Genomic DNA, 24,136 nt, shown 5'->3' with positions numbered 1-24,136 from the left:
AAGGTATAGAGTCTATCTGCATAGACTCTACACCTGATATGTTGTTGACGATTAAGTAATTGTTACTTAAGCTCAACTTCAGCACCAGCCTCTTCCAGCTGAGATTTGATCTGTTCTGCTTCTTCTTTGGAAACGCCCTCTTTAACTGTTTTGGGAGCGCCATCAACCAGATCCTTGGCCTCTTTCAGACCCAGGCCGGTGATATCCTTAACGGCTTTAACTACCTGCAGCTTAGCCTGGCCTGCGTTGGCGAGAACCACGTCGAAAGAGGTCTTCTCAGCAGCAGCGGCAGCGCCACCTTCAGCGGGAGCAGCGGCAACAGCAACAGCAGCAGCAGCGGGCTCAATTCCGTATTCGTCTTTCAGAATACCAGCAAGTTCGTTTACTTCCTTAACTGTCAAGTTTACCAACTCCTCAGCTAATTTTTTGATATCGGCCATTGTATTTAAAATTTAAAAATGTTAGACGATTAGTAATGATTAATTTCTTTCTTCGAGGCTCTTCACGAGACCTGCGATTTTTTGACCGGCTGAAGCCTGCAGCGCAGAAATAACATTCTTTGCAGGAGACTGCAGCAGTCCGATGATGTCGCCAATAAGTTCTTCACGAGACTTGATGTTCACCAGAGCGTCGATCGACTCGTCGCCCAGATAGACGCAACCCTCTACCACGGCAGCTTTGAGCACCGGCTTGGGAGATTCCTTGCGGAACTCTTTGATCAGCTTGGCAGGGGCTTTGCCCGTGTCGGAGAACATGACCGATGTCTCGCCCTTGAGGGCGGGCATCAGCTCGGCATCCGCTTTGGATACCTGTTCCAGAGCCTTAATGAAGAGAGTATTCTTGACTACTACCAGTTTCACATCTTTCTCGAAGCAGATCCTGCGCAGTTTGGCAGTCTGTTCTGCATTCAGTTCGGAAGTGTCTGTCAGATAGAAGTGAGCGTACTGTTGAAGCTTATCGGCTAAACTGTTAATGATAACTGTTTTTTCTTCCCTGTTCATCGTTTTCCGTTTTATTTGATGTCAACCGATTTGGGGTCTACCGCTAAGCCGGGGCTCATCGTAGAAGACAAGTATATGCTCTGTACGTAAGTACCTTTGGCAGCCGTGGGTTTGAGCTTATTGATCATGGACATAAACTCCTTGGCGTTCTCGATAATCTGGTCGGCCGTGAAGCTTACTTTGCCGATCGAAGAGTGAACGATACCGAATTTGTCGACTTTGAAGTCGATTTTACCGGCTTTCACTTCCGTTACAGCTTTGCCCACTTCCATGGTAACCGTGCCTGTTTTGGGGTTCGGCATCAGACCGCGCGGACCCAGAATGCGTCCGAGCGCTCCGACCTTGGCCATTACGTTGGGGGTCGTGATAATGACGTCCACATCAGTCCAACCGCCTTTGATCTTTTCGATGTATTCGTCCAGTCCAACATAATCAGCGCCGGCCTCTTTTGCCTCGTTCTCCTTGTCGGGAGTGCAAAGCACCAGAACACGCACCTGTTTTCCAGTACCATGAGGCAGGGTAACGACACCCCTCACCATCTGGTTGGATTTGCGCGGGTCAACCCCGAGGCGCACGTCCAGGTCGACGGAAGCATCGAATTTCGTAAAGGTGATCTCCTTTAGAAGAGCTGCCGCCTCGCCTAGCTTGTACACTTTACCGGTTTCAACCTTAGCAAGAGCCGTTTTTCTGTTTTTGGTCAGCTTACTCATTTTCAGTAATTTTTGTCAATTACAAACTAGGAAATTCACCAACTACGTTGATACCCATACTACGGGCCGTACCGGCAACCATCCGCATTGCTGACTCAAGAGTGAAGCAGTTCAGGTCAGGCATTTTATCCTCTGCGATCGCTTTGACCTGATCCCAGGTTACCTGGCCCACTTTTTTGCGGTTCGGCTCGGCCGATCCACTCTGAAGCTTTGCTGCCTCCTTGAGCTGTACGGCTACGGGCGGCTGCTTGACAACGAAATCGAACGACTTGTCGCCATATACGGTGATAATGACAGGAAGTACTTTCCCCGCCTTGTCCTGGGTCCTCGCATTGAACTGCTTGCAGAAGTCCATGATGTTGACTCCCTTGGAGCCAAGTGCAGGACCTACTGGAGGCGAAGGATTTGCGGCACCACCTTTGATCTGCAATTTAATAAATGCAGCAACCTCTTTTGCCATAATTTTCCTTTGGTTAATTATTCTTTTTCAACTTGCATGAAGCTCAACTCCATAGGAGTCTTGCGCCCGAAAATCTTCACGGAAACCGTAAGTTTCTTCCGGTCGTTGTCCACAGCCTCGATCGTGCCCGAGAAGCTTGAGAACGGGCCGTCGATTACTTTGACTGTCTCTCCGACGAAGAAAGGAACTTCGTTTTCCTCTTCACTCTCACTTAATTCATCGACACGGCCTAAGATACGGCTCACTTCCTGGGGGCGAAGAGGGGTTGCCTCCATGGAGTTGCCTTTGGTGTCGTTGAGGAAGCCTAAAACGTTGGGAGTGTTGCGAAGAATAAACGGGATTTCTCCTACCAGGGCAGCTTCGACTAATACATAGCCCGGATAAGACACACGTTCCTTACTGACTTTTTTACCGTTGCGAATCTGGTAAATCTTTTCAGTAGGAATCAGAACCTGGGAGATATAGTTTTCCAGGTGGGACTGGCGCACTTCGTTTTCGATGTACTCCTTCACCTTTTTTTCTTTACCTCCGATGGCACGCACGACGTACCATTGCTTCTGCTCTTTTTCACTCATCTTTATTAACCTGCTTGTAAAGAAAATTAATAAAGAATGCTATATATAGCTTTCATGATGTTCTCAAAGGTGAGGTCCATAGCCAGTACCACCAACGCGAGTAAAAGGGAAGCAACCATGACGATTACAGCGGAGTGGGATAATTGGTTAATAGAGGGCCACGTCACTTTTTGAACAAGCTCTGTGTAGGATTCTTTGAAGTAAGTTACAATTTTCATAATTGTACTGTTTTTTTCGCACGAGTGGAGAGATTCGAACTCCCATCAACGGTTTTGGAGACCGCTATTCTACCCTTGAACTACACTCGTAAGGAGCAGTGCGGCCGAGACCGCACTGCGGAATTATCAAAAATTATTTGATGATCTTGGTAATCTGACCGGCACCTACCGTACGGCCACCTTCGCGGATAGCGAAACGCAGACCGACGTTCAAAGCGACGGGGTAGATCAGGGTAACCTTGATGGTCACGTTGTCACCCGGCATCACCATGTCAACACCTTCGGGCAGTTCGACCTCGCCGGTGATGTCCATCGTACGCAGGTAGAACTGCGGACGGTATTTGTGGTGGAACGGAGTGTGACGGCCACCCTCTTCCTTCTTCAGGATGTAGACCTCAGCCTCGAATTCGGTGTGCGGAGTGATAGAACCCGGTTTGGCGACGACCATACCGCGTTTTACATCCTTCTTATCGATACCGCGCAGCAACAGACCTACGTTGTCGCCGGCCTCGCCCTGATCGAGCAGCTTGCGGAACATCTCGACGCCGGTACAAGTCGAAGTCATCGATTTTTCCTGCAGACCGGTGATCTCTACGGGGTCACCTACGTGGATAATACCGGTTTCGATACGGCCCGTAACAACGGTACCGCGGCCGGTGATCGAGAATACGTCCTCGACAGGCATCAGGAACGGTTTCTCATTCTCACGCGGAGGCAGCGGAATGTAAGTATCGACAGCTTCCATCAGCTCCATGATCTTGTCTTCCCACTGAGCTTCGCCGTTCAGACCGCCGAGGGCAGAACCGCGGATGATGGGGGTGTTGTCACCGTCGAATTCGTATTTGCTCAACAGGTCGCGAACCTCGAGCTCAACCAGGTCGAGCATCTCGGGATCGTCCACCATATCGCATTTGTTCAGGAACACGACGATACGCGGTACGTTCACCTGACGGGCGAGCAGTACGTGCTCGTTGGTCTGGGGCATCGGACCGTCGGTAGCGGCAACCACCAGGATCGCGCCGTCCATCTGGGCGGCACCGGTAACCATGTTCTTCACATAGTCGGCGTGGCCCGGGCAGTCAACGTGGGCATAGTGACGATTGGCAGTCTGGTACTCCACGTGAGAGGTGTTGATGGTGATACCGCGCTCTTTTTCCTCGGGAGCGTTGTCGATCGAGTCGAAAGAACGGAGTTCAGAGAGACCTTTTTTTGCAAGTACGGTGGTAATTGCGGCGGTAAGAGTGGTTTTACCGTGGTCTACGTGTCCGATGGTACCGACGTTCACGTGCGGCTTGGACCTGTCAAATTTTTCTTTTGCCATGTTTGAAATCTATTTAGGAATTAATTGTCTAACTATTGTTTGTTGCTCTGTGTTCTCAACCGTTCGTCGTTCCGCCGCCTGTATCCTGCGGCCGGTCCTGTCCGGTGTGGGCGGAGATGGATTCGAACCACCGAAGTCGAAGACAGCAGATTTACAGTCTGCCCCATTTGGCCACTCTGGTATCCGCCCGTACGGCGGCGCATCGCTACGCCGGGTGTTGCGCCTCTTTCCTGTTTCGGTCCCCTCTGAAAGTCCTGAAACTCCGGTTTTCAGGGAGATACCCGTCAGTTTGCAGGGTTTTGAGGACGACAAAATTACGCATTATTTGCAAATACGCAAACATTACCTGCCAAAATCAGCCGTTTCGGGAGAAAATTACCCTCTTCCACCGGCTGAAAAGGTCTGCAAAAGGGCGAAATCGGCCTCAAAGGTACAATCTATTTTTTGAATAAGGAAATTTTTTGCGACAAAAACTTAGCGAGAGGATAAATTCCTAACAATTTATCCACAATCACGAAGTGCTGTTCTTTGCAACATCCTGTTACAATACAGTTCCGGCAAAGCGTGATCAAAGGGCGGTTTACAGCGTCTCTTGAACCGGCGTGGCCTTTTTCGTATCGAAATCGTATGTGGCGGTCAGCGCGAAATCGAGCTGTTTGCGTGCCAGGTCGGCCCGCATGACGCGAATGCGGACGCCGTCGCCGAGGGTGAAAATACGTCCCGTACGTTCGCCCCGGAGACAGTAGTTCTCTTCGTCGAAAGTGTAGTAGTCGTCCGTCAGGTCGCGCAGCGACACCATCCCTTCGATCTTCGTGTCGTCCAGTTCGATGTAGATTCCCCACTCCGTGACGCCCGAGATGTGCCCGTCGAACTCCTGGTCGAGCTTGTCGAGCATGAACTCTACCATTTTGTACTTGATCGACGCGCGCTCGGCATCGGCGGCGCGGATCTCCATTGCCGACGAGTGTTCGCACAATCTTTCGTAGTATTCCTTGTCTTCGGATTTACCCCCGGCCAGGTAGTGCGCCAGCAGGCGGTGCACCATCATGTCCGGGTACCGGCGGATCGGCGAGGTGAAGTGCGTGTAGTAATCGAAGGCCAGCCCGTAGTGTCCGATATTCGTAGTCGTATAAGTCGCTTTGGCCATCGTCCGGATCGCAAGTGTCGAAATGAGGTTCTCCTCCTGTTTGCCGTGAACGTTCGTCATCAGCTTGTTGATGTCCTTGGCGAGCGCTTTGCCGACGGCATCGCTTTTCATCTGGTAGCCGAAGCGCATGACGAAACTGCGTAGTTGGGCGAGCTTGTCGGAATTGGGTTTGTCGTGCACGCGGTAGACGAACGTGCGTTCGCTGTTCTGCACCCCTTGGCGTTTACGTCCCACGAACTCGGCTACTTTGCGGTTGGCCAGCAGCATAAACTCTTCGATCAGCTGGTTGGCTTCCTTCATCTCCTTGAAATAGACGCGCAGCGGCTTGCCGTTTTCGTCGAGGTCGAATTTCGCTTCTTCGCGTTCGAAGCTGATTGAGCCGTTACGGAAACGCGCGGCGCGCAGCTTGCGGGCCAGCGCATTGAGCGCCGTAATCTCGTCGGAAAGGTCGCCCTGGCCGGATTCGATTACCTGCTGCGCTTCGTCGTAGGTGAACCGGCGATCGGAAAGGATCACCGTACGGCCGAACCATTCGTTCTGTACCTCGGCCTCTTCGTTGAGTTCGAATACGGCTGAAAAGCAGAATTTCTCTTCGTTGGGCCGCAGTGAACACAGCCCGTTCGAGAGGCGCTCGGGGAGCATCGGGATCGTCCGGTCCACCAGATATACCGATGTGGCGCGGTTTTCGGCCTCGGCATCGATGATGTCGCCCGGATGGACGTAATAGGTTACATCGGCGATGTGCACGCCCACTTCTATATTGCCGTTGGGCAGACGGCGCATCGAAAGCGCATCGTCGAAATCCTTGGCGTCGGCGGGGTCGATCGTGAGGGTCGTAATGCCGCGGAAATCCCGCCGGGCGGCGATTTCGTCTGCGGACAGCTCGGCCGGGATTTTGTCGGCTTCCTGCTCCACCTCTTTGGGATAGGTATAGGGAAGGTCGTATTCGGCCAGGATCGCATGCATTTCGGTGTTGTTGTCACCCGGAGTACCCAGTACGTCGACAATCTCACCCGCGGGATTTTTCATCGTGTCGGGCCATTCGGTGACCCGTACCAGCACTTTTTGACCGTCTTTTGCTCCCTTCAGGTCGCGCAGCGGAATGAATACGTCGGTAGGGAACTTGCGGCTGTCCACTTTCACGAATGCGAAACTGTCCGACAGTTCCAGTACGCCCACGTATTTTTTGTCCGAATGTTCGAGTATCTCGATTACCTCTCCTTCGGGGTTCATCTCTTTTTTTGCCTTGCGGGTGATCGCTACCTTTACGCGGTCGCCGTGCAGCACATGGCCGGCGTGCCGCGAGTTTACATAGATATCTTTGTCCAAGCCTTCGACTTTGACATAGAAAGCCCCGGAAGAGGTCATATCTACGATCCCTTCGAAAGTCTCGCGTTTTGCGTTGCTGAGGCGGTATTTGCCTTCCGCGACCAGTTCGATCGTCCTTTCATCGAGCAGGGACCGGACGACGCTGCGCACTTCGTCTTTTTCATCGCGTGTCATTGCGCCGGTGGCGGTGATCAGGTTCTTAACGGAATAGCGCTTGTCCGGCAGGGTGCGGAACAACTCTGAAATCAAAGATGCGATGCTGCCCGATGTTTTTGTTTTCACCTTCCCTTTTGAAGGTTTTTTCTTGTTTTTCGTCATTCTCTTTCTATATAATCGGTACAAAGGTAGGGAAATAACCCGAGATAATACGGACGGAGCGGTTAAAATATTGTTACGCCGGGGCGAGTGGCGGATTAGAAAGGATAGCCCACACCGAAACTGAGCGCCGTGTGTTTTAAGCTGAAATTGCGGATGACCCAGCGTTCTCCGGGATTGACGTTCGGATCGTGCAGTTGAATACCCCAGTCGAGGCGGAAAATAAAGAAATTGAAGTCGAGCCGGGCGCCGATTCCGGTGTTCAGTCCGACGCGTTTGTAGAAATTGCGGAGTTGAAACTGGTTTTCCGGGGTGGTACCTTGTCCGGCGAACCAGATATTGCCCACGTCGCAGAAAACAGCGCCGTGCAGGAAACCCCATACTGGGAAACGGGCTTCCAGGTTCATCTCCAGACGCATGTTGCCCAGTTGGCTCGGGTAATCGGAGGCGATGCGTCCGTCGATGCCGGGCCCGAGCGTCCGGGCCGCCCATCCGCGCATGCTGTTGCTGCCGCCGCAATAGAAAAGCCGTTCGAACGGCAGTGCGGCAGAGTTGCCGTACGCATAGCCGAAGCCTCCGAAGAAACGGTAGACCAACGCGCTTTTCTGTCCGAGCCAAAAGTTTTTGACAAAACTCAGGTCGGTACGGAAATATTGGGCGTAGCGAATACCCAGCAGGGTATAGTATTCGTCTTTTTCCTTGTTGGGGAAACCAATTCTGTACAGCGCGTTGAGCAGGTTGCCGTTCGTCTCGAAGTTGAAGCGCAACGCGATGGAGCCCCGGTTGGCGTTTTTCTGCTGATTCGTATAAAGGTAGGAACCCGAAAGCCCGGCGATCAGCTGCGACGTGTAACTGTTCTGCAGGTAGGGGTTGACCAGGTTTTTTAGGAACGAATCCTGTACGTAGCGCATGTTAACCAACGTGAGGTCGATCGGCCGCAGCGCAAAAGTACTCCGCCCCTTGCCCCACGAATATCCCCAAACGGCACTGGCCAGGTCGCGGTGGTAGTACGGCCGTTTCTGCGTGTTGTACGACAGGTCGATCCGGGTACGCGGGTTCAGCGCGTGGTTGTAGCGGTTGACGCGGAAGGGGGTGAGCAGACGCGGAAACGAGAACGACGTGCTGACGCCGAATTCGTAGGCGTCGCTTTTGTACTTGCTGCCTGCGTACATGAATTCGTATCCGCCCCGGACATTGACCTCGAACAGTTCGACACCCCGCAGCAGGTTGCGGTTCTGGTAACCTACCTTGGCCATCACGCCGAAGTAGTCGGCCGATGTGGTGCCTTCGAGGTTCACCGAGTAACTTTGCCGCAGTGCCGGGGTACAAAGCACCTCGCAGGACAGGTAATGCTCGGCGGTGTAGTCGGCTTCGTCGGAGCCGGTAGAGTCCGTCCCGACGAATGAGATGAAATTATCCTTTTGCGTGCTGTCGGCCACTTCGGTGAAGAGAATGCTGGCACTTTTGTAGTAGCCCAGCCGCATGATGTTGTCGTACGTGCGCTTGACATCCTGGGCACTGTAAAGTGCATTGGGGTACAGGCTGATCGTGCGGCGCAGAATCTCCGAGCGAACATGCTGTTTTGTGTCGTAGATGATGTTCAGCCCGCGGTAACGGACCGTGTCTAACCGTGTTTTATACAGCGAATCCGTTGTGGCTACCGTCGGGTTGTAGTCCGGAAAAACGTTGATGTCGCGGATGCGGTAGATGCGGTTGTTGTCGAGCACGGCCTCTCCGTTCGTGTCGTATCCGGCCATGTATTGCTTGACAAGCACGGTCAGGTCGATGCGCCGGCCGCCCACGGTCGAATCCGCGACATAGCTGATGTTGTTGATCGAGAAGTTGTAGTAACCCTGGTTTTTCAGGAAATTCGTGATCCGCGCCCGTTCGTTGTCCAGCACGTTCGCGTCGAAAATGTTGCCGGTGTGCAGCAGCGTATTCGCGGTGTCGCTGAGGATGATCGCCTTGACAAACCGGTCGCGGAAGTCGTAACGGATCGTCCCGATGCGGAACGGCTCTCCCTGACGGGCATGGTAAGTGACCTGCGCTTTGCGGTCGGCGGTGTCGACTGTGGGAATGACTTCCGAGTCGAGGAATCCCTTGCTGTCCATGTATATTTTCATACCGCCGGCCGAGAGTGCCGTTTGGGCTGAGTCGAGCAGCACCGGAGCGGCCCCGAGCCGCCGTTTGAAGCGGTTCCAGCCGTTGTTTTTGGCAGTATCGGCTTGCGAATAGATCCAGATCGGCAGGTTGGTCCCGAGAAAACGCTTGTTCGGCTGTTGTCGGATGTATTTGTCCAGTTCGAGCTTTGTAATCTGGTCTTCTTTCGGTAGTTCGGGTTCTTTCTCGATTTTCACCTGGTTTTTTGTCAGCAGGTATGCGCCCGAAGGGAGGTGTTTGGTAGCATTGCACGCGGCCAGTGCCGCTGCGGCCAGCAGCAGCAAGGCCCGCAGGGCGCCTTTTCGGATCCGGTATGTGGCCGATGTGTTCAGTTTTTACGGAATTTAAAGCGGACACGCAGCACCCCGTCGGTGCAGTCGCTCGAAATGATGGATACGGGAGGTATTTCGGCCGTGTTGGTTACATGGCTGCCGATGCACGGACATGCGTCGTAATCGCCGATATGCACGATACGGACCGATTCTGCCCCTTCCGGCAGCCGCTCGAGGCTGTATCGGGCTCCGGCTTCGTCAGGACTCAGCAGCTCATCCCGCACGCCGAGTTTTGCGGCGATCTGCGAGTTGACGGTTTGTTCCACCCGCTCCAGCTCTTCCGGGGTCAGGTTGCGGGGGAAACGAAAATCACATTTCGATTTTTTCTTTTCGATATGCGTCGAGAAGGCGCGGCCGCAGCCCAGCATGCGGGCGATCGTGCCGTTGACCAGATGCTCCGCTGTGTGCATCACCGGATCGTAATCTTTTTCTCCCATGTCGTCTTTCGTGCGGGTTGTGTCGGATTAAAAATGGTACGGGGAGCTTCCGTAAATATTATTGGTTGAAAAACCCCTGTTTCTTAAGTGCGTCGAAGTATTTACGCGAAAAAAGCAGGTTGTCTTTTCCGGTGTAGCGGCGTTCGGTAAAAATGCGGGCGAGATTCGAGAGTTGGTTGACTTCGAGCAGTCCGGCAGTCTCTTCCGAAGCTTCGCGTTCCGCCCAGATGCGTTCGATCTGTTCCGGCGTATAGTCGTGGTAACGCTCCCGGTGCACGACACCTTCGAGCGGTAACCGGTCGGTCAGCGGCGGCATTTTGTCGGGGTAACCCATCGTGAGCGTTGTAACCGGAATCACCCCTTCCGGCAGGCCGAGTACCTCTGCGATCTCCTGCGCGTTGTAGGTCGTCGTGCCGAGGTAACAAATGCCCAAACCTTCGTTTTCAGCTTGCAATACGATATTTTGCGAGGCGAGAATCGTATCGATCATGCTGTTGACGAACCAGACGAAATTGTCGTATTGCGGCTCGGCTCCCCGTTGCCGGCACCAGAGCGAGAACCTGCGGATGTCGGCGCAAAAGGTGATTACAACCGGGGCCTGTGTGACCATCGGCTGATTGAAATGGCAGGGCGCCAGCCGTTCCTTGATTTCGGGCGACGTGGTTACCACCAGGCTGTATAGTTGCATATTGCCTGTCGTAGAGGCGCGTACGCCCGCTTCTAGGATGCGCCGGAGCACCTCTTCGGGAACGGGCTCGGGCAGATAACTGCGGATGGAACGGTGTGAAAAAATCTCGGGAATCATACGGTTAAAAACTTAGACCGGTCATCATTGGGGTAACGAATATTCCGCCACGCGATACAGGGAGTCGGGTAGGATTGGTCACGCTGCCTGTCTCGCTGCACGGAGGCCCGTTGTCGGTCGATACGGTAAATGATAGACAATATGCGCAAATATCCGTTATTTTTTTCAAAGCCGAAAGGGTTTCGGGAAAAATTACCATATTTGCGGAGTCGGCCTTGGGCTGCAAATGTTATGCGATGAAACAGCGGTTTTATAAATACGAAGGAGCGGGTAACGACTTTGTCGTGATTGATGGACGTACCGGAGGGTTCATCCCTGGGCGTGAACGCGTGGCATTCCTGTGCGACCGTCGGCGCGGGATCGGTGCCGACGGGCTGATGATTCTCGGGCATGATCCCGAGCAGCAGTTCCGGATGCGCTATTTCAATGCGGATGGCGGGGAGTCCACCATGTGCGGGAATGGCGGCCGGTGTATCGCGTTGTTTGCCGAACATCTCGGCATCGGCGGTGCAACCAAGCGCTTTACGGGCATCGACGGCGTGCATGAGGCGCGGATGCTCGAGGTGGAGGGCGACCGGGGTGAAGTGGCGCTCGGCATGATCGATGTGCCTGAAATAGACCGGCACGACGGTTATTGCTTCCTTAACACCGGGTCGCCGCATTATGTCGAGTTCGTCGAGGATGTCCGCAGCGTGGATGTTTGCAGTCGCGGCGCTGCTGTCCGGTGGGGCGAGCCGTTCGCCGCCGGTGGCGGGACGAATGTGAATTTTGTCGAACGAGTCGGTGACGGGCATATCCGGGTGCGCACGTTCGAGCGCGGCGTCGAGGACGAGACGCTCGCCTGCGGTACGGGAGCTACGGCATCGGCATTGGCGACCGCGCTGCTCAGCGGTAGTCCGGTACGCCGGTACCGGGTCGACGTCGAAGGGGGCACCCTTTTCGTTGCGTTCGAATCGGCCGACGGAAGCTCTTTTAGCCATGTCGTCCTGACAGGGCCGGCGAAAAAGGTATTCGAAGGGGAGATCGACCTGAAAATTTAAGGCCGTAAAGTTGGTTTTTCAGAAAAAATCCATAACATTGTAATCGCGAAACGGTCGTACGACCGAAAGTTAAACCGTTAAAAACCATTCAAATTAATTCACTGTTTCACGACTCATGAAATCGACCAAAGATTTCCGGATTAAACAGCAGTCTTTTGATTCGGAAGATTCGATGAAGCGGGCGGCCAAATTGGAGCCCATCAAAAAGAGCGGTAAGGAGAAACGCGCCATTTACAGTCAGTTGGATGATGAGGACGACGACGCGGAGTTACTAGCTCTGCGTAAAAAGGAGTCGGTGCTCGATTATTTCGACGATGACGAATCCGCCGAAGAGGAGTTTGATGACGAAGAACTCGACGATGGGTACGAGGATGACGAGGAGGAAGAAGAATGGGAAGAGGACCTCGAAGAAGATGATGATGAACCCGAGGACCGTTGACAGGTTCCGGTGACGTTATATGCGAATGGCTGCCCACAGGCAGCCATTCTGATGTAAAAAGCGGAAGTGAAATGGAAAAATTTATCATGGCGGCCGGGACGGCGCTGAGGATCAGCGACACGCTGAAAGGCGGTACGACCGTCGTATTGTTGCACGGTTATCTGGAATCGCTGGAGATTTGGGGCGATTTTATGAAGGAACTCGCGATGCATTACCGTATCCTTGCGATCGATATTCCGGGAATGGGTATTTCCCAGGTGCGTGGCGAGGTGCATACGATGGAGTTTCTGGCCGATGTTCTGAAAGGCGTGCTCGATAAGCAGGGCGTTGAACGTTGTTTTGTCGTGGGGCATTCGATGGGCGGCTATGTGGCCGAGGCGTTTGCCGCGAAATACGCTTCGATGTTGCAGGGACTCGTGCTGTTTCATTCAACACCGAATCCCGATACCGAAGAGAAGCGGGAGAACCGCCGCCGGGAGATCGAACTGGTGCGTGCGGATAAGAAAGAGCTGATCGCCGAGCTGTTTGCTCCGAAAGGATTTGCACCGGAAAACCGCAAACGGCTCCGTGCAGTGATCGAGCAACTGTCCGAACTGATCTCGATGAGCGACAGCGACGGGGTGGTGGCCGTCCTGAACGGATTGATCCAGCGGGCCGATCAGAACGAAATGCTGCGAAATCTGAACGTGCCGCAACTCTTCATCTTCGGTCGGGAAGACGAGTTTATTCCCGTGGCGGCCGCCGAGGCGATTGTCGCCGCACAGCCCCAGGCCGAAATCGCATGGCTCGACCATTCGGGCCATATGGGATTTGTCGAGGAGCCGGAACAGGCGTTGGCAATCCTGACCGGGTTTATCGACCGGTACCGGTAAAACAATGTTGCGGATGGTTTTGCGACGGGCTGGATGTTGGAATATCCCGCATTCCGGAGTTATACTCTTTGTTAGGGCACGGGGTCATAGCCGCTGCCGCCCCACGGATGACAGGACAGCAGCCGCTTGATACCGAGATAACCCCCTTTGAACAGGCCGTGTTTGCGTAATGCCTCGAGGCAGTACTGCGAACAGGTGGGGGTATAGCGGCACGAAGGGGGAAGAAACGGGGAGATGCCGTTCTGGTAGATCTTGATCAACAGCACGAACGGGGCGATCAACAACCACTTAACTGCGTGCCACAACCGTTTGGATGATTTTTCGGACTGCATGCTCGATCGTTTTGTAATCGGCTATTTCACCGGAAGTATAGAGCAAACCGAGCGAAAGCCGGATATTCTCACGGATGCATATTTCACGTAAGGGCTCTTTGTTCAGTCGGTATGCCTCCCGCATACGCCGTTTGAGCAGGTTGCGGACGTTTGCCCGTTTGTGGAGTCGTTTGGGAACAGAAACCATAACGACCGTTTCGGGCTGCGGAATGGATCGTCCTTTTTTACGACCTGCCTGCGTGCTCCCGGCTGCCGGTAGAGGTTCCAGCCGCTCGACCCGTACCAGATAGCGAATCGGGAACGCAAAGCCCCGTTCCCCTTCCCCGAACAACAGATCGATCTGTGTTCGGGATTTCAGCCGCTGTTCGGGCGGCAGAGTATATCGGGGCGTCTCCAAAGCAGTCTATTTCGACGGGGTGGATGAAGCGGACTTCTTGACGGGAGTTCCTGTTTTAGCTTTTGAAGCGGATGCGCTGTTTTTTGTCGTGCTGTTTTTAGTTGTTGCCGCTGCGGTTTTTGGTGCCGGGCGGCGTTTAGCGGGTTTGGCCTCCTGCGCCAGGATGTAAGCCCGGTCCGGCGATTGTCCGTCGAGCACTACCGGAGCGACCGTTTCGCCGGCGTTGATCTTTTTGAGGTACAGTTCGATGGCCCGGGTCATCGAAGGCGCTTCGGGCGAAGGCGCCATAACGCTGACGGTCAGTCCCTCTCCAATGGCAGTATTGGTCGTGCCGTGTCCGAAAGTGGCGATTTTCGGGTGACCGTTGATGCCCGGGAAGGTGCCGACGAGCGATACGATTTCGGATGGGCTATAGAATACGAGCATGTCGTAGTCGTTCACGTTGATCCCCGAGAGATCTGCACTGACGGTGCGTGCGAGAACCACTTTGTCGAATGTGAGGCGCAGTTTCTCCATGGCCAGCGGCATTTCGGGTTTGTGCGGTTCCGAAACGGTCAGCAGGTACTTCTCTTCTTTGTGCTTGTTGAGCAATTCCATGAAGTTTGCGAATGCGCCGTCGGCGAAAAATATTTTACGCTTGCGGTAGACGATATATTTTTGCAGGTAGAGCGCAACGGCCTCCGTGTTGCAAAAATATTTCATGCTTTCGGGAACGGCGATGCGCGCCTCTTCGCAGATGCGGAAAAAACTGTCGATCGTGGTGCGACTGGTAAAGATCACGGCCGTATGGTCGAGGATCTCGATCCGCTGGCTGCGAAACTCCTTGAGGGAAATCCCCTCGACCTTGATGAAGGGATGAAACTTGACATTGAGGTGGTGTTTCGAAATGATCTCGTTGTAGGGGGACTTTTCGATTGCTGCCGGAGCCGGCTGCGACACCAGGATGCTTTTAATCTTCAAAACGTTTAGCCTTTAAATTCAGAGTCGGACCTCCGAAGGATTCTTCCGATCCTGTCATCCGGTTACTGCTTCAGTCCATTCGCATGGCCTCTAACAGCAAGAGACTGACGGGGAACCATTCGACGGTACAAAGGTACAAAATCCATTGTAAAATTGAAACATTCCGCTCGATAAAGAATCGGTAACTCTTTCCCAGGTAAAGCAGGTACAGTGCTGCTACGATTGTGATTGTCAAATAAATGAAGAAGGTTGTGCTGTTTCCGTCGCCAAGGGCGAATAACAGGAAAAACGGAGTCAAAATCAAAAATGAAACCGATCCCGAAAGATGGCTCATGAACCGGTAGCTCTTGAAAAAGGCCTGGTTCCGGGTGACTGCGCCTACGATTCCCGTCACCAGATACCGGTAGAGCAGGATGATCCCCGGAATCAGCAACAGAATCACAGGAATCAGGTTCACGTTCAGGATCCCGGTTGCCGGCAGCCTTCCATCGAGGCCGAAGTAGTCGCATAATTTGACGCTCAGGCCACAGATCAGCAGGATTCCCAGTAGGGTAGAGAGGTTGATGAACCGTTTGAAAAAGAGTTTCTGCTCGGCATAAATTTTTTCCGACGAGGTGTGCATCGCCAGGAAACGGAGCAGTTGCAGGATATCGCCGCGGAAATTGTACAGCAGGTAGCAAAAGAGAATGAAAATGGCGATTACCAGTCCTTCATAGGTGTAATTTTCCACCCAGGAGAGCTGCTCGATCGGTTGCGGCATGCCCGTTTCGCCCGTTACCAGCTTGCTGTGTACCCCGAAAATGTCCGCTTCGGAAGGAACGTGCACATGTAGTGGGACGATGTCACTCAGGTAGCAGTCGCAATCGGTTACGAATCCTCTCATCGGTGCCGGACGGTTTTTATGAATAGAGTTTTTTGAGCATGATGCGGATTGTCGTACCTTGGTCTATTTCCGAGTTCAACACGAAAATACGACCGTTGTGATAGCCCTCGATAATTCGTTTACTCAGCGACAGGCCCAATCCCCAACCGCGCGTTTTGGTAGTGAAACCGGGTTCGAAGATACGTTTGAAATTACTTTTGGGCATTCCTTTACCGGTGTCCTTGACATCGATGTAAATCCAATCGTTGTCCGACGAGAGTTTTACGTCGATCGAACCCACTCCCGAGAGTGCATCGAGGGCGTTTTTGAGCAGGTTTTCAATTACCCATTCGAACAGCGCTTCATTGACCAGTGCCTTGAGTTGCGCCATCGCCAGTCCGTTGTAGTTGATCGTTACGTTGCGCGGTACGCGCGTGCGGAAATAGAGTACGCTGCCTCCGACGATTTCGTTGATGACGCCTTCGCTGAGCGAGGTGGTCGACCCGATCTTCGAGAAGCGGTCCACCACTTTCGTCAGCCGGACGACATCCTTGTTCATCTCTTCGACGGCCGTTTGGTCGATGGGTTGGGTCCGCAGGTATTCGATCCAGCCGAACAGCGACGAGGTCGGCGTGCCGAGTTGGTGGGCGGTCTCTTTTGCCAGTCCGATCCAGACCCGGTTTTGTTCATCCTGTTTCGACGAACGGAAAGTGATGTAGCCGAACATCGCGAAAATGCAGATAATCGCCAATTGGATATAGGGGAAATAGACCAATGTGCGCAGCAGGTTCGATTCGCCGTAGAATAGGTAATAGGTGTCGTTCGACCAGGTTTTGATTTCCCAGTACTGGTTGATTGCCGCCATCTCTACGCATTTTTGTCTCAGCAGCGCCGGATTGGTGAGGATGCGCTCGGGAATAAGGTGCGACGTGACGACATCCAGGGTTCCGGTGGTGATGACGAACGGAATGTTCGTATTGGCGTTGATAATTTGACGCAGTACTTGGTTCTCAGGCCCCATCTCACCCATTTTGCTCATCGCGAACGACCATAACTTCACCTCGTTCTGCTCTTTTTCGCGCAGCTGCCGGGCCATGTTGTTCGTGAACAACAGCGACGAAGTGCCGATAATGAAACCCAGGATGATGATGACCACCCTGTTGCGGAATGAGAAGATTTTTGTCGAAAATTTCTTTTTCACGGCTTTGGCTGCTGGCTGTTGAAGATGGGGTCGGGCTGTTACCGTTATGAATTACCTGTTTGAACTACAATGATAAGATCATTTCTCTCCGGCTCGCGGGATATCAGCTCTCGGAGTATGGCATGTGCCGGCTCATTGACATTGCTTCGTAGTTGGACTTTTTCGGAATTATTTGCGTTGGGTGTCCTGCGACGTGATGATCTGGTGGTAACGGGCCGGATCCTGCAAAACTTTGATCGCTTCGAGGATTTCAGGATCCAAGTGGCTGTTGTGGCGTGCCACGCCCTGTATATAGTGATAGCGCATCACGATCTCATCCCCGATCAGTTCTTTGATTTCCTTTTTGAATGCCTGCAGGTCGGCCTGTTTATCATCCCGGATTTTCTGTTCGATCGCGTTCAGCTCCCCTTCGATCCTGTCGAGGTATTTGTCGCGCTCCGCTTTTTGGCGTAACTGGGAAAGCGTTTGTTGTGTTTCCGATTCGAAATCCACAGGTTTATCGGCCATGAACCGGACGAACTCGTTGTAATCCGCATCGCTCAACTCGAAGTTGTCTACATCGACACCTTCCCGGTGTTTTTTATAATACAGGTTCGCGAAGTCTTCGATATAGCCCTTTCCGTAAAGGACATTCGTGAAACGGCTGTAATAATTGTCGGGCATGCGAATGTCGGGCATCACGCCGCCGCCGTCGTACACTTTGCGGCCCGCTTTGGTCGCATACTCCTTGATCAGCGAATCGGGTACGGTCCCTACGCTGCCGTCTTCGGCCCGATGCGAATAGTCGATCGCCTGGATGCAGCGTCCGCTGGGGGTGTAGTATTTGGCAGTGGTGAGTTTCAGGTAGGCGTTGTAGCCGACCGGGCGGGTCGACTGTACGAGCCCCTTGCCGAACGAGCGCTGACCGAGCAGTACGCCGCGGTCGAGGTCCTGGAAAGCTCCCGCTACGATCTCTGCGGCCGAGGCCGAGGAGCTGTTGATCAGCACGGCGACCGGAATTTGCGTGTCGATCGGTTCGCTTTGGGTAACGAAGGTGGCATCCAGCTCCTTCATGCGTCCCCGCATCGACACTACCTCGGTACCTTTGGGGACGAACATCGAGAGGATTTTGACCGCCTCCTGCAGGATGCCGCCGCCGTTCCCCCGCAGGTCGATAATCAGTCCTTTGATCCCCGCTTTTTTCATCGACATGACAGCGTTGCGGATATCGTTGCTGCAATCTTCGGAAAAATCTTTGTGTACGATGTAACCGATGCTGTCGTCGATAACGCTCCAATAAGGAATGCCCGACACGACGATCCGTTCCCGCTTGAAGGTCAGTTCTTCTTCCTGGCCGGTCAGCAGTTTGCGAACCTTCAGGTGTAGCGTGGTGCCCGGCGTGCCTTTCAACATCGAACTCACCTTGCTCACTTCGTAGCCTTTGATGCTTTCTCCGTTCACTTCGAGCAGGAGGTCGCCCACCACGAGTCCGGCCTTGTCGGCCGGAGAGTTTTTATACGGCTGGGCGATCATCACGTAGTCGTCCTTTTGCCGGATCATCGCGCCCATACCGCCGTACTTGCCGGTAGTCATGATCTCGAAATCGGCCATCTCCTTTTCGGGAATCAGTTCGGTGTAAGGATCGAGCTTGGAGGTCATGCCGTCGGCGGCGTCCAACAACATTTCGTCGGGATCGATCTGGTCCACGTAGAGCAGGTTCAGTTCGCGGAACATGTTGAACAGTATCTGGATATTACGGCCCAGCGCGAAATCCGGGTTCGATGCCGCGATCGTTACCGTACCGACCAAAGCGACCAGTGCGGAGAGCAGCGTATATTTGATGCCTTTTTTCGTTTTCGCTTTCATGTAAATTCTTCCTAAATGCTTTTATATGTACGGAATATATACGGGGAGGGTGCTAAAAACTTTTTGCTTTGCGATTCGTTTGCAATGCGTCGGGAATCCTGCAGGTTACTGCTCTTGTGCGAGTGCCGGTTTCAGGCGGAATTCCATCCGAACGACCTCTTTGCGGATGCCGTCGATCACGAGTTGATCTCCTTGCTGAGTGACGATGATTGTGTCCTCCCATAGCAAAAGGGCTTTTTTGGCCGGGCTCGAAGCGCGGAAAACCAGTTGTCCGGGCGTCTCGCTTACCAGGCTGAACCCGCCCCGGTGCGCCACCCTGAGAATGTCGTCCCGATTGGTTGCAACGCTGCCTTTCAGGCTTCGGGAGGTGAATCCGAAACGCGGATAGAGGAATGCAAGGACCATCAGCATCCCGATCATCATCCAGCCGCGCTGGGTGTGGAACAGTTCGTGGAGCATTTGTTCGCCGCCGGCGCGCGCCGTGTTGGTACGGATCATCAGTACGAAAATCAGTGTAAAGAGCAGCGCCAGCCAGATCAGGTATTTGATGGAGCGGATCAGGTATGTTTTCATCGGTTTACGGATGGTTTAATCGGTGCAAAGATAATGTAAATTCGTTTATCGGTACGCGTCGTTTTTGTCACAGAAGTAGAGCAGGCTTCCGTCCCGGGAGCCGGCGATGATCCGGTCCATCGGGACGTCGTGCTCTTCGGCCGGAATATGCTCGAAAAGCTGAAAATCGAAACAGATACCGACTTTCAATGCCTGTGTGCCCGGGAGCAACCTGTCGTAGAAGCCTTTGCCGTGGCCGAGCCGGCTGCCTTGCGGGTCGAATCCGACGGCAGGTACGACGATCAGGTCGGGATCTGGGTCCCGACCGGTCAACTCTGCCGGCTCTGTCGGTTGTGCCTGGGGAGGGTTTGTACGGGGAACCTGCGTAGTGTGCGCAGCCAGGAGTGATTTACGGTTGGGCGTGTGTTCGGAAGTCGTGTCCGGAACCGGCGTGCCGGGGAGCGCTGAAAAGGGGGCCTCCGGATCGGGTTCCCATACGCCGAAGCGCCGTTGTACCAGGTGTTCCCTGCCGGTAAAAGGATACAACAGCAAACCGTCGCCGTGCATAACCGGCAGCAATACCTGCTTTTCGTGGCGCCATTTTTCGGCAAAAGCATGCGTCTCCACCTCTCCGGGCAAGGACCAGTAGAGCGCGACACACCGCGCGGCGATGAATTCGGGCAGTTGCTCCAGGGCCTGCATCACATGGTCCGAGGCGACTTTCAGTCCCGCCCGGTCCGCGGCGGCATACCGTTCGCGGACAATTTGCCGTAACCTCCTTTTGGCCGCTTGCTGTGTTTGGAGCGGCCGGTCGGATATGGAGCCAATGATGGAACCGGACATAAATTCGGGTGTGAAAGTATTATTGGGTTAACGGGGAAATGCGGTGGAACATTGTCCTGCGCATTATATTCCCTCCTCGGGATCGAGGCGGCGCGTCAGGCTTTCGGGCAGTGGGGGCATGCCGCCCTGCTGCGTGCAGACATAAGCCGAAACGTCGACTGCCAGCCGGTGCGCCACACGGATCGACTTGCCGCGCAGCAATGCGGCGCAAAATGCTCCGGTAAACGAATCGCCTGCCCCGACGGTGTCCGCGACTTCCACTTTCGGCGTATCGTAATATGAACTTTCGTCCGGTGTAAAGACGTAACTGCCGTTTGCACCGCAGGTGAGGATCAGCACCTGCAGTGCGTAATCTTTCACGACCGAACGGCAGACGGCCCGCAGGTTCAATTCGTCGTACCCGAACATCTGGGCGAGAAGGGTTACTTCCTCTTCGTTTAGCTTCAGGATGTTGCATTTTTGCAGCGAACTGAGGATCGTCTCGCTGGTATAAAAATTCTGGCGCAGGTTGATGTCGAAAATACGCAGGCTCTCCTCGGAAGTATCGTCGAGGAAACGGTTGATCGTTGTGCGCGAGACTTCGCTGCGCTGTGCGAGCGAGCCGAAACAGACTGCACAGCAGTTGCGGGCCAGCTCCCGGAGTGAATCTGTATAGGGAATATGGTCCCATGCGACCTGTTCGCGGATGTCGTAGCGCGGAACTCCGTCGCTGTTGACCTCGACCTGTACGGTACCCGTCGGGAAGTCTACCTGCGGCAAAAGATACCCCACTTTATTGTCTTCGAGCGTACGGACTACCTCGTCGCCCAGCGGATCGTGCCCTAAAGCGCTCGCTACGGCTGCATCGAATCCGAACTGCGAGACGTGGTACGCGAAGTTCGCCGTACCCCCGCCGAGCCTTTTGTATTCGGGAAAGAGGTCCCAGAGCACCTCGCCGATCCCTGCGATGGAATAATCTTTCATGTCATTTGCTTTTGCACGTTCAGTCTTTATTCAAAGATAGGTAAAATCCCCGGGAAAACGGCCGAAAATCTTGCCGGATGTCCGGATTTGACATCCGGTCGGTTCGGGGATTCATATTATTTTGCATAACGGAGGGATTGACTCCGGCGGTAACGCCTCTGTTTTTTGTCCCAATCTGTGCAGTTTCTCCGGCAAAAGATTGTTATTTCGAAAACAATCGAATAACTTTGTGTGCCCGTTGTGAGCACCTAACGGGCTATCTTCAAGCTGATAACCAACATTATTAATAATCAAACCTTTTTCTCTTATGGGCAATTGTCTGTTCACATCCTCAATCGGAAGAAAACTGATTATGAGTATTTCAGGTCTCTTTCTGGTTCTTTTCCTGTTGTTTCACATGTCGATGAACCTGGCGGCCGTTTTCTCGACCGAGGCTTACAATGCGATCTGTGAATTCCTGGGTGCCAACTGGTACGCACTGGTGGGAACGCTGGTGCTGGCCGCCGGTTTCCTGGTGCACATCATCTATGCATCGATCCTGACGCTGCGTAACCGCGCGGCCCGCGGCGACAAGCGCTATGCGGTGACGGCAATGCCCGCAGGGGTGAGCTGGGCTTCCCGGAACATGTACATCCTGGGAGCTATCGTAGTGCTCGGGCTGATCCTGCACCTGTACAACTTCTGGTACAAGATGCAGTTCGCCGAGATCATCGGCGACCACAACCTCGGCGCTTTCGGCCCGACGGACGGCGCGGCTTACATCGCCGACTTGTTCAGCAATCCGGTTTACTGCATCATCTACCTGGTGTGGTTCGTGGCCATCTGGTTCCACCTTACGCACGGTTTCTGGAGCGCGTTCCAGACGATCGGCTGGGACAACCAGATTTGGCTCGGACGCCTCAAATGCATCGCGAATATTTTTGCTACGGTCGTATTCCTCGGTTTCGCCGTGGTGGTTGTGGCTTTTTACCTGCGCAGCCTGTGCGGCGGTGCCTGCGGTGTATGCTAATCCCTTTTTCTGCTGAAAAATAAAAAATAAGATAAAACAAAAACTATGGCAAAGTTAGATTCTAAGATTCCTGCCGGCCCGTTGGCGGAGAAATGGAGCAAGCACAAAGCTGACATCAAGGTGGTCAGCCCGGCTAACAAAAGAAAACTCGACATCATCGTAATCGGTACCGGTCTCGGCGGCGCATCTGCAGCCGCTTCGCTCGGCGATTTGGGATATAATGTAAAGGTGTTCTGCATCAGTGACTCGCCCCGCCGTGCGCATTCGATTGCCGCACAGGGCGGTATCAATGCTGCGAAAAACTACCAGAACGACAACGACTCGGTGTTCCGCCTCTTCTACGATACGATCAAGGGCGGCGACTACCGTGCCCGTGAGGCAAACGTGTATCGTCTGGCCGAAGTCTCGAACTCGATCATCGACCAGTGCGTAGCACAGGGCGTGCCTTTCGCCCGTGACTACGGCGGACTGCTCGATAACCGCTCGTTCGGCGGCGCGCAGGTATCCCGTACGTTTTACGCCCGCGGCCAGACCGGCCAGCAGTTGTTGCTCGGCGCTTATGCAGCCCTGAACCGCGGTATTGCCCGTGGCAACGTGAAGAGTTATCCGCGTCACGAAATGCTGGACCTCGTGATGATCGACGGCAAGGCGCGCGGTATCATCGCCCGCAACCTGATTACTGGTGAGATCGAGCGCTTCGGTGCACACGCCGTGGTGATTGCATCGGGCGGTTACGGCAACGTTTTCTTCCTGTCGACCAACGCGATGAATTCGAACGGTTCGGCCGCATGGCAGTGCTACAAGAAGGGCGCCGACTTTGCGAATCCCTGCTTCACGCAGATCCACCCGACCTGTATCCCGGTGCACGGTACGCAGCAGTCGAAACTGACGCTGATGTCCGAGTCGCTGCGTAACGACGGCCGGATCTGGGTGCCGAAAAAGAAAGAGGATGTTGAGGCGATCCGTGCGAAAAAGAAGAAAGCTTCGGATATCCCCGAGGAGGATCGCGACTACTACCTGGAGCGCCGTTATCCGGCTTTCGGTAACCTCGTGCCGCGCGATGTGGCTTCGCGTGCCGCCAAAGAACGCTGCGATGCAGGCTTCGGCGTGAACGAGACCGGACTGGCCGTGTTCCTGGATTTCAAGACGGCGATCGCCCGCCTGGGCAAGGACGTCATCAAAGCCCGTTACGGCAACCTTTTCCAGATGTATGAGAAGATTACCGACGTGAATCCTTATGACGAACCGATGATGATCTATCCGGCCGTTCACTACACGATGGGAGGTATCTGGGTCGATTACAACCTGATGACGACGATCCCCGGCCTGTACGCGATCGGCGAGGCCAACTTCTCCGATCACGGTGCGAACCGCCTCGGTGCTTCGGCGCTGATGCAGGGCTTGGCCGACGGTTACTTCGTGCTTCCTTACACGATCGGCGATTACCTGTCTCACGAGATTCAGACTCCGAAGATCGACACGAACCGTCCCGAATTCGCGGAGGCGGAAAAAGGTGTTAAGGAGAAGATCGCCAAACTACTCTCGATCAACGGGAAAGAGTCTGTGGATGATATCCACAAGAAACTGGGCCACATCATGTGGGAGAACGTCGGTATGGCACGTACCAAGGAGAGCCTTGAGAAAGCCATTGCCGAAATTCAGGCGCTTCGTAAGGATTTCTGGAAAAATGTACGCGTGGTCGGAACTGACAAGGATTTCAACCAGGAGCTCGAAAAGGCGCTCCGTTTGGCCGATTTCCTCGAACTGGGCGAGCTGATGGCCCGGGACGGTCTGAACCGCAACGAATCTTGCGGAGGGCACTTCCGCACTGAGTACCAGACTCCGGAAGGAGAGGCGCTGCGGGATGATGAGCATTTCACGTATGTGGCTGTCTGGGAGTACAACGGACCCGATAAGGAACCGACTTTGATCAAGGAACCGCTGGTATTCGAAGCGGTGCATTTGGCACAGCGTAACTACAAAGACTAGTGACCGGTAAGGTGTAGGATTT

General features: G+C 53.9%; 25 protein-coding genes and 2 tRNA genes. 5 read left to right on the top strand and 22 right to left on the bottom strand.

From position 1 onward, the window contains the following. Window positions 1-62: 62 nt before the first annotated feature. The 13 genes from rplL to NQ495_RS06555 form a co-directional block, all read right to left on the bottom strand. Entirely contained in the window at window positions 63-440 is a 378-nt protein-coding gene (rplL, locus tag NQ495_RS06615) for a 50S ribosomal protein L7/L12 (RefSeq protein ID WP_009133739.1), read from the bottom strand. 39 nt (window positions 441-479) lie between these two features. Further along, window positions 480-1,001 carry a 50S ribosomal protein L10 gene (rplJ, locus tag NQ495_RS06610; RefSeq protein ID WP_009133740.1) on the bottom strand — a complete coding sequence of 174 codons (522 nt, stop codon included), beginning with the start codon at window positions 999-1,001 and terminating at the stop codon, window positions 480-482. An 11-nt stretch (window positions 1,002-1,012) separates the two neighbouring features. After that, the gene (gene rplA, locus NQ495_RS06605) at window positions 1,013-1,711 is read right to left on the bottom strand and encodes a 50S ribosomal protein L1 (protein WP_009133741.1); all 699 of its coding nucleotides are present in this window, start codon (window positions 1,709-1,711) and stop codon (window positions 1,013-1,015) included. Window positions 1,712-1,730: 19 nt separating this feature from the next. Next, on the bottom strand, window positions 1,731-2,171 hold the full coding sequence (rplK, locus tag NQ495_RS06600) for a 50S ribosomal protein L11 (protein ID WP_009133742.1): 441 nt from the start codon (window positions 2,169-2,171) through the stop codon (window positions 1,731-1,733). 17 nt (window positions 2,172-2,188) lie between these two features. Beyond that, window positions 2,189-2,746 carry a transcription termination/antitermination protein NusG gene (gene nusG / locus NQ495_RS06595; protein ID WP_009133743.1) on the bottom strand — a complete coding sequence of 186 codons (558 nt, stop codon included), beginning with the start codon at window positions 2,744-2,746 and terminating at the stop codon, window positions 2,189-2,191. A 26-nt stretch (window positions 2,747-2,772) separates the two neighbouring features. Then, window positions 2,773-2,964 (bottom strand): preprotein translocase subunit SecE, encoded by a 192-nt coding sequence (gene secE / locus NQ495_RS06590; RefSeq protein ID WP_009133744.1) that lies wholly within the window; start codon window positions 2,962-2,964, stop codon window positions 2,773-2,775. Window positions 2,965-2,983: 19 nt separating this feature from the next. After that, window positions 2,984-3,054, bottom strand: a tRNA-Trp gene (locus tag NQ495_RS06585). A 43-nt stretch (window positions 3,055-3,097) separates the two neighbouring features. Further along, window positions 3,098-4,285, bottom strand: a complete 1,188-nt coding sequence (tuf, locus tag NQ495_RS06580; protein WP_009133745.1) for an elongation factor Tu — start codon at window positions 4,283-4,285, stop codon at window positions 3,098-3,100. 107 nt (window positions 4,286-4,392) lie between these two features. Beyond that, window positions 4,393-4,474 (bottom strand) — tRNA-Tyr (locus NQ495_RS06575). Window positions 4,475-4,865: 391 nt separating this feature from the next. After that, on the bottom strand, window positions 4,866-7,079 hold the full coding sequence (rnr, locus tag NQ495_RS06570) for a ribonuclease R (RefSeq protein WP_009133746.1): 2,214 nt from the start codon (window positions 7,077-7,079) through the stop codon (window positions 4,866-4,868). A gap of 95 nt (window positions 7,080-7,174) precedes the next feature. After that, on the bottom strand, window positions 7,175-9,520 hold the full coding sequence (gene tamL / locus NQ495_RS06565) for a translocation and assembly module lipoprotein TamL (protein ID WP_009133747.1): 2,346 nt from the start codon (window positions 9,518-9,520) through the stop codon (window positions 7,175-7,177). A 44-nt stretch (window positions 9,521-9,564) separates the two neighbouring features. Next, window positions 9,565-10,005 (bottom strand): alanyl-tRNA editing protein, encoded by a 441-nt coding sequence (locus tag NQ495_RS06560; protein WP_009133748.1) that lies wholly within the window; start codon window positions 10,003-10,005, stop codon window positions 9,565-9,567. 58 nt (window positions 10,006-10,063) lie between these two features. Then, window positions 10,064-10,810: a nitroreductase family protein gene (locus NQ495_RS06555; protein ID WP_009133749.1), complete on the bottom strand. Its 747-nt coding sequence runs from the start codon at window positions 10,808-10,810 to the stop codon at window positions 10,064-10,066. 236 nt (window positions 10,811-11,046) lie between these two features. On the opposite strand from NQ495_RS06555, the gene dapF reads away from it, so the two are divergent. The 3 genes from dapF to NQ495_RS06540 all read left to right on the top strand — a co-directional run bounded on the left by dapF (window position 11,047) and on the right by NQ495_RS06540 (window position 13,161). Continuing rightward, window positions 11,047-11,850, top strand: a complete 804-nt coding sequence (gene dapF / locus NQ495_RS06550; RefSeq protein WP_009133750.1) for a diaminopimelate epimerase — start codon at window positions 11,047-11,049, stop codon at window positions 11,848-11,850. A 115-nt stretch (window positions 11,851-11,965) separates the two neighbouring features. Continuing rightward, window positions 11,966-12,289 carry a hypothetical protein gene (locus tag NQ495_RS06545; protein ID WP_009133751.1) on the top strand — a complete coding sequence of 108 codons (324 nt, stop codon included), beginning with the start codon at window positions 11,966-11,968 and terminating at the stop codon, window positions 12,287-12,289. 71 nt (window positions 12,290-12,360) lie between these two features. Further along, complete coding sequence (locus NQ495_RS06540; protein ID WP_009133752.1) at window positions 12,361-13,161, top strand: alpha/beta fold hydrolase; 801 nt, start codon at window positions 12,361-12,363, stop codon at window positions 13,159-13,161. 71 nt (window positions 13,162-13,232) lie between these two features. Here NQ495_RS06540 and yidD read toward each other — a convergent pair whose 3' ends face one another. The 9 genes from yidD to NQ495_RS06495 form a co-directional block, all read right to left on the bottom strand. After that, entirely contained in the window at window positions 13,233-13,493 is a 261-nt protein-coding gene (gene yidD / locus NQ495_RS06535) for a membrane protein insertion efficiency factor YidD (RefSeq protein WP_009133753.1), read from the bottom strand. After that, on the bottom strand, window positions 13,450-13,890 hold the full coding sequence (locus NQ495_RS06530) for a ribonuclease P protein component (protein ID WP_040294186.1): 441 nt from the start codon (window positions 13,888-13,890) through the stop codon (window positions 13,450-13,452). Before NQ495_RS06530 ends, yidD begins: the two co-directional genes overlap by 44 nt. A gap of 6 nt (window positions 13,891-13,896) precedes the next feature. After that, window positions 13,897-14,850: a uroporphyrinogen-III synthase gene (locus tag NQ495_RS06525; RefSeq protein WP_009133755.1), complete on the bottom strand. Its 954-nt coding sequence runs from the start codon at window positions 14,848-14,850 to the stop codon at window positions 13,897-13,899. A 70-nt stretch (window positions 14,851-14,920) separates the two neighbouring features. Beyond that, window positions 14,921-15,733 (bottom strand): DUF4271 domain-containing protein, encoded by an 813-nt coding sequence (locus NQ495_RS06520; protein WP_009133756.1) that lies wholly within the window; start codon window positions 15,731-15,733, stop codon window positions 14,921-14,923. A gap of 16 nt (window positions 15,734-15,749) precedes the next feature. Next, window positions 15,750-16,913 carry a sensor histidine kinase gene (locus tag NQ495_RS06515; RefSeq protein ID WP_009133757.1) on the bottom strand — a complete coding sequence of 388 codons (1,164 nt, stop codon included), beginning with the start codon at window positions 16,911-16,913 and terminating at the stop codon, window positions 15,750-15,752. Between the two features lie 168 nt (window positions 16,914-17,081). Further along, window positions 17,082-18,758, bottom strand: a complete 1,677-nt coding sequence (locus NQ495_RS06510) for a S41 family peptidase (RefSeq protein ID WP_009133758.1) — start codon at window positions 18,756-18,758, stop codon at window positions 17,082-17,084. A 105-nt stretch (window positions 18,759-18,863) separates the two neighbouring features. Continuing rightward, window positions 18,864-19,331 (bottom strand): hypothetical protein, encoded by a 468-nt coding sequence (locus NQ495_RS06505; protein ID WP_009133759.1) that lies wholly within the window; start codon window positions 19,329-19,331, stop codon window positions 18,864-18,866. Between the two features lie 45 nt (window positions 19,332-19,376). Continuing rightward, window positions 19,377-20,153 carry a 5-formyltetrahydrofolate cyclo-ligase gene (locus NQ495_RS06500; protein ID WP_009133760.1) on the bottom strand — a complete coding sequence of 259 codons (777 nt, stop codon included), beginning with the start codon at window positions 20,151-20,153 and terminating at the stop codon, window positions 19,377-19,379. A gap of 63 nt (window positions 20,154-20,216) precedes the next feature. After that, window positions 20,217-21,116 (bottom strand): carbohydrate kinase family protein, encoded by a 900-nt coding sequence (locus NQ495_RS06495; protein WP_009133761.1) that lies wholly within the window; start codon window positions 21,114-21,116, stop codon window positions 20,217-20,219. Between the two features lie 307 nt (window positions 21,117-21,423). Between NQ495_RS06495 and NQ495_RS06490 the strand changes: the two genes are divergently transcribed. Next, window positions 21,424-22,125, top strand: coding sequence for a succinate dehydrogenase/fumarate reductase cytochrome b subunit (locus NQ495_RS06490; protein WP_009133762.1), 702 nt, complete (start codon window positions 21,424-21,426; stop codon window positions 22,123-22,125). Window positions 22,126-22,170: 45 nt separating this feature from the next. Continuing rightward, on the top strand, window positions 22,171-24,114 hold the full coding sequence (locus NQ495_RS06485; RefSeq protein WP_009133763.1) for a fumarate reductase/succinate dehydrogenase flavoprotein subunit: 1,944 nt from the start codon (window positions 22,171-22,173) through the stop codon (window positions 24,112-24,114). The last annotated feature ends 22 nt before the right edge of the window (window positions 24,115-24,136 follow it).

The organism is Alistipes indistinctus YIT 12060 (assembly GCF_025144995.1).
Taxonomy (GTDB): Bacteria; Bacteroidota; Bacteroidia; order Bacteroidales; family Rikenellaceae; genus Alistipes_A; species Alistipes_A indistinctus.
The sequence above is the reverse complement of the archived record's forward strand: the minus strand, read 5'-3'. Positions and strand labels throughout refer to the sequence as shown.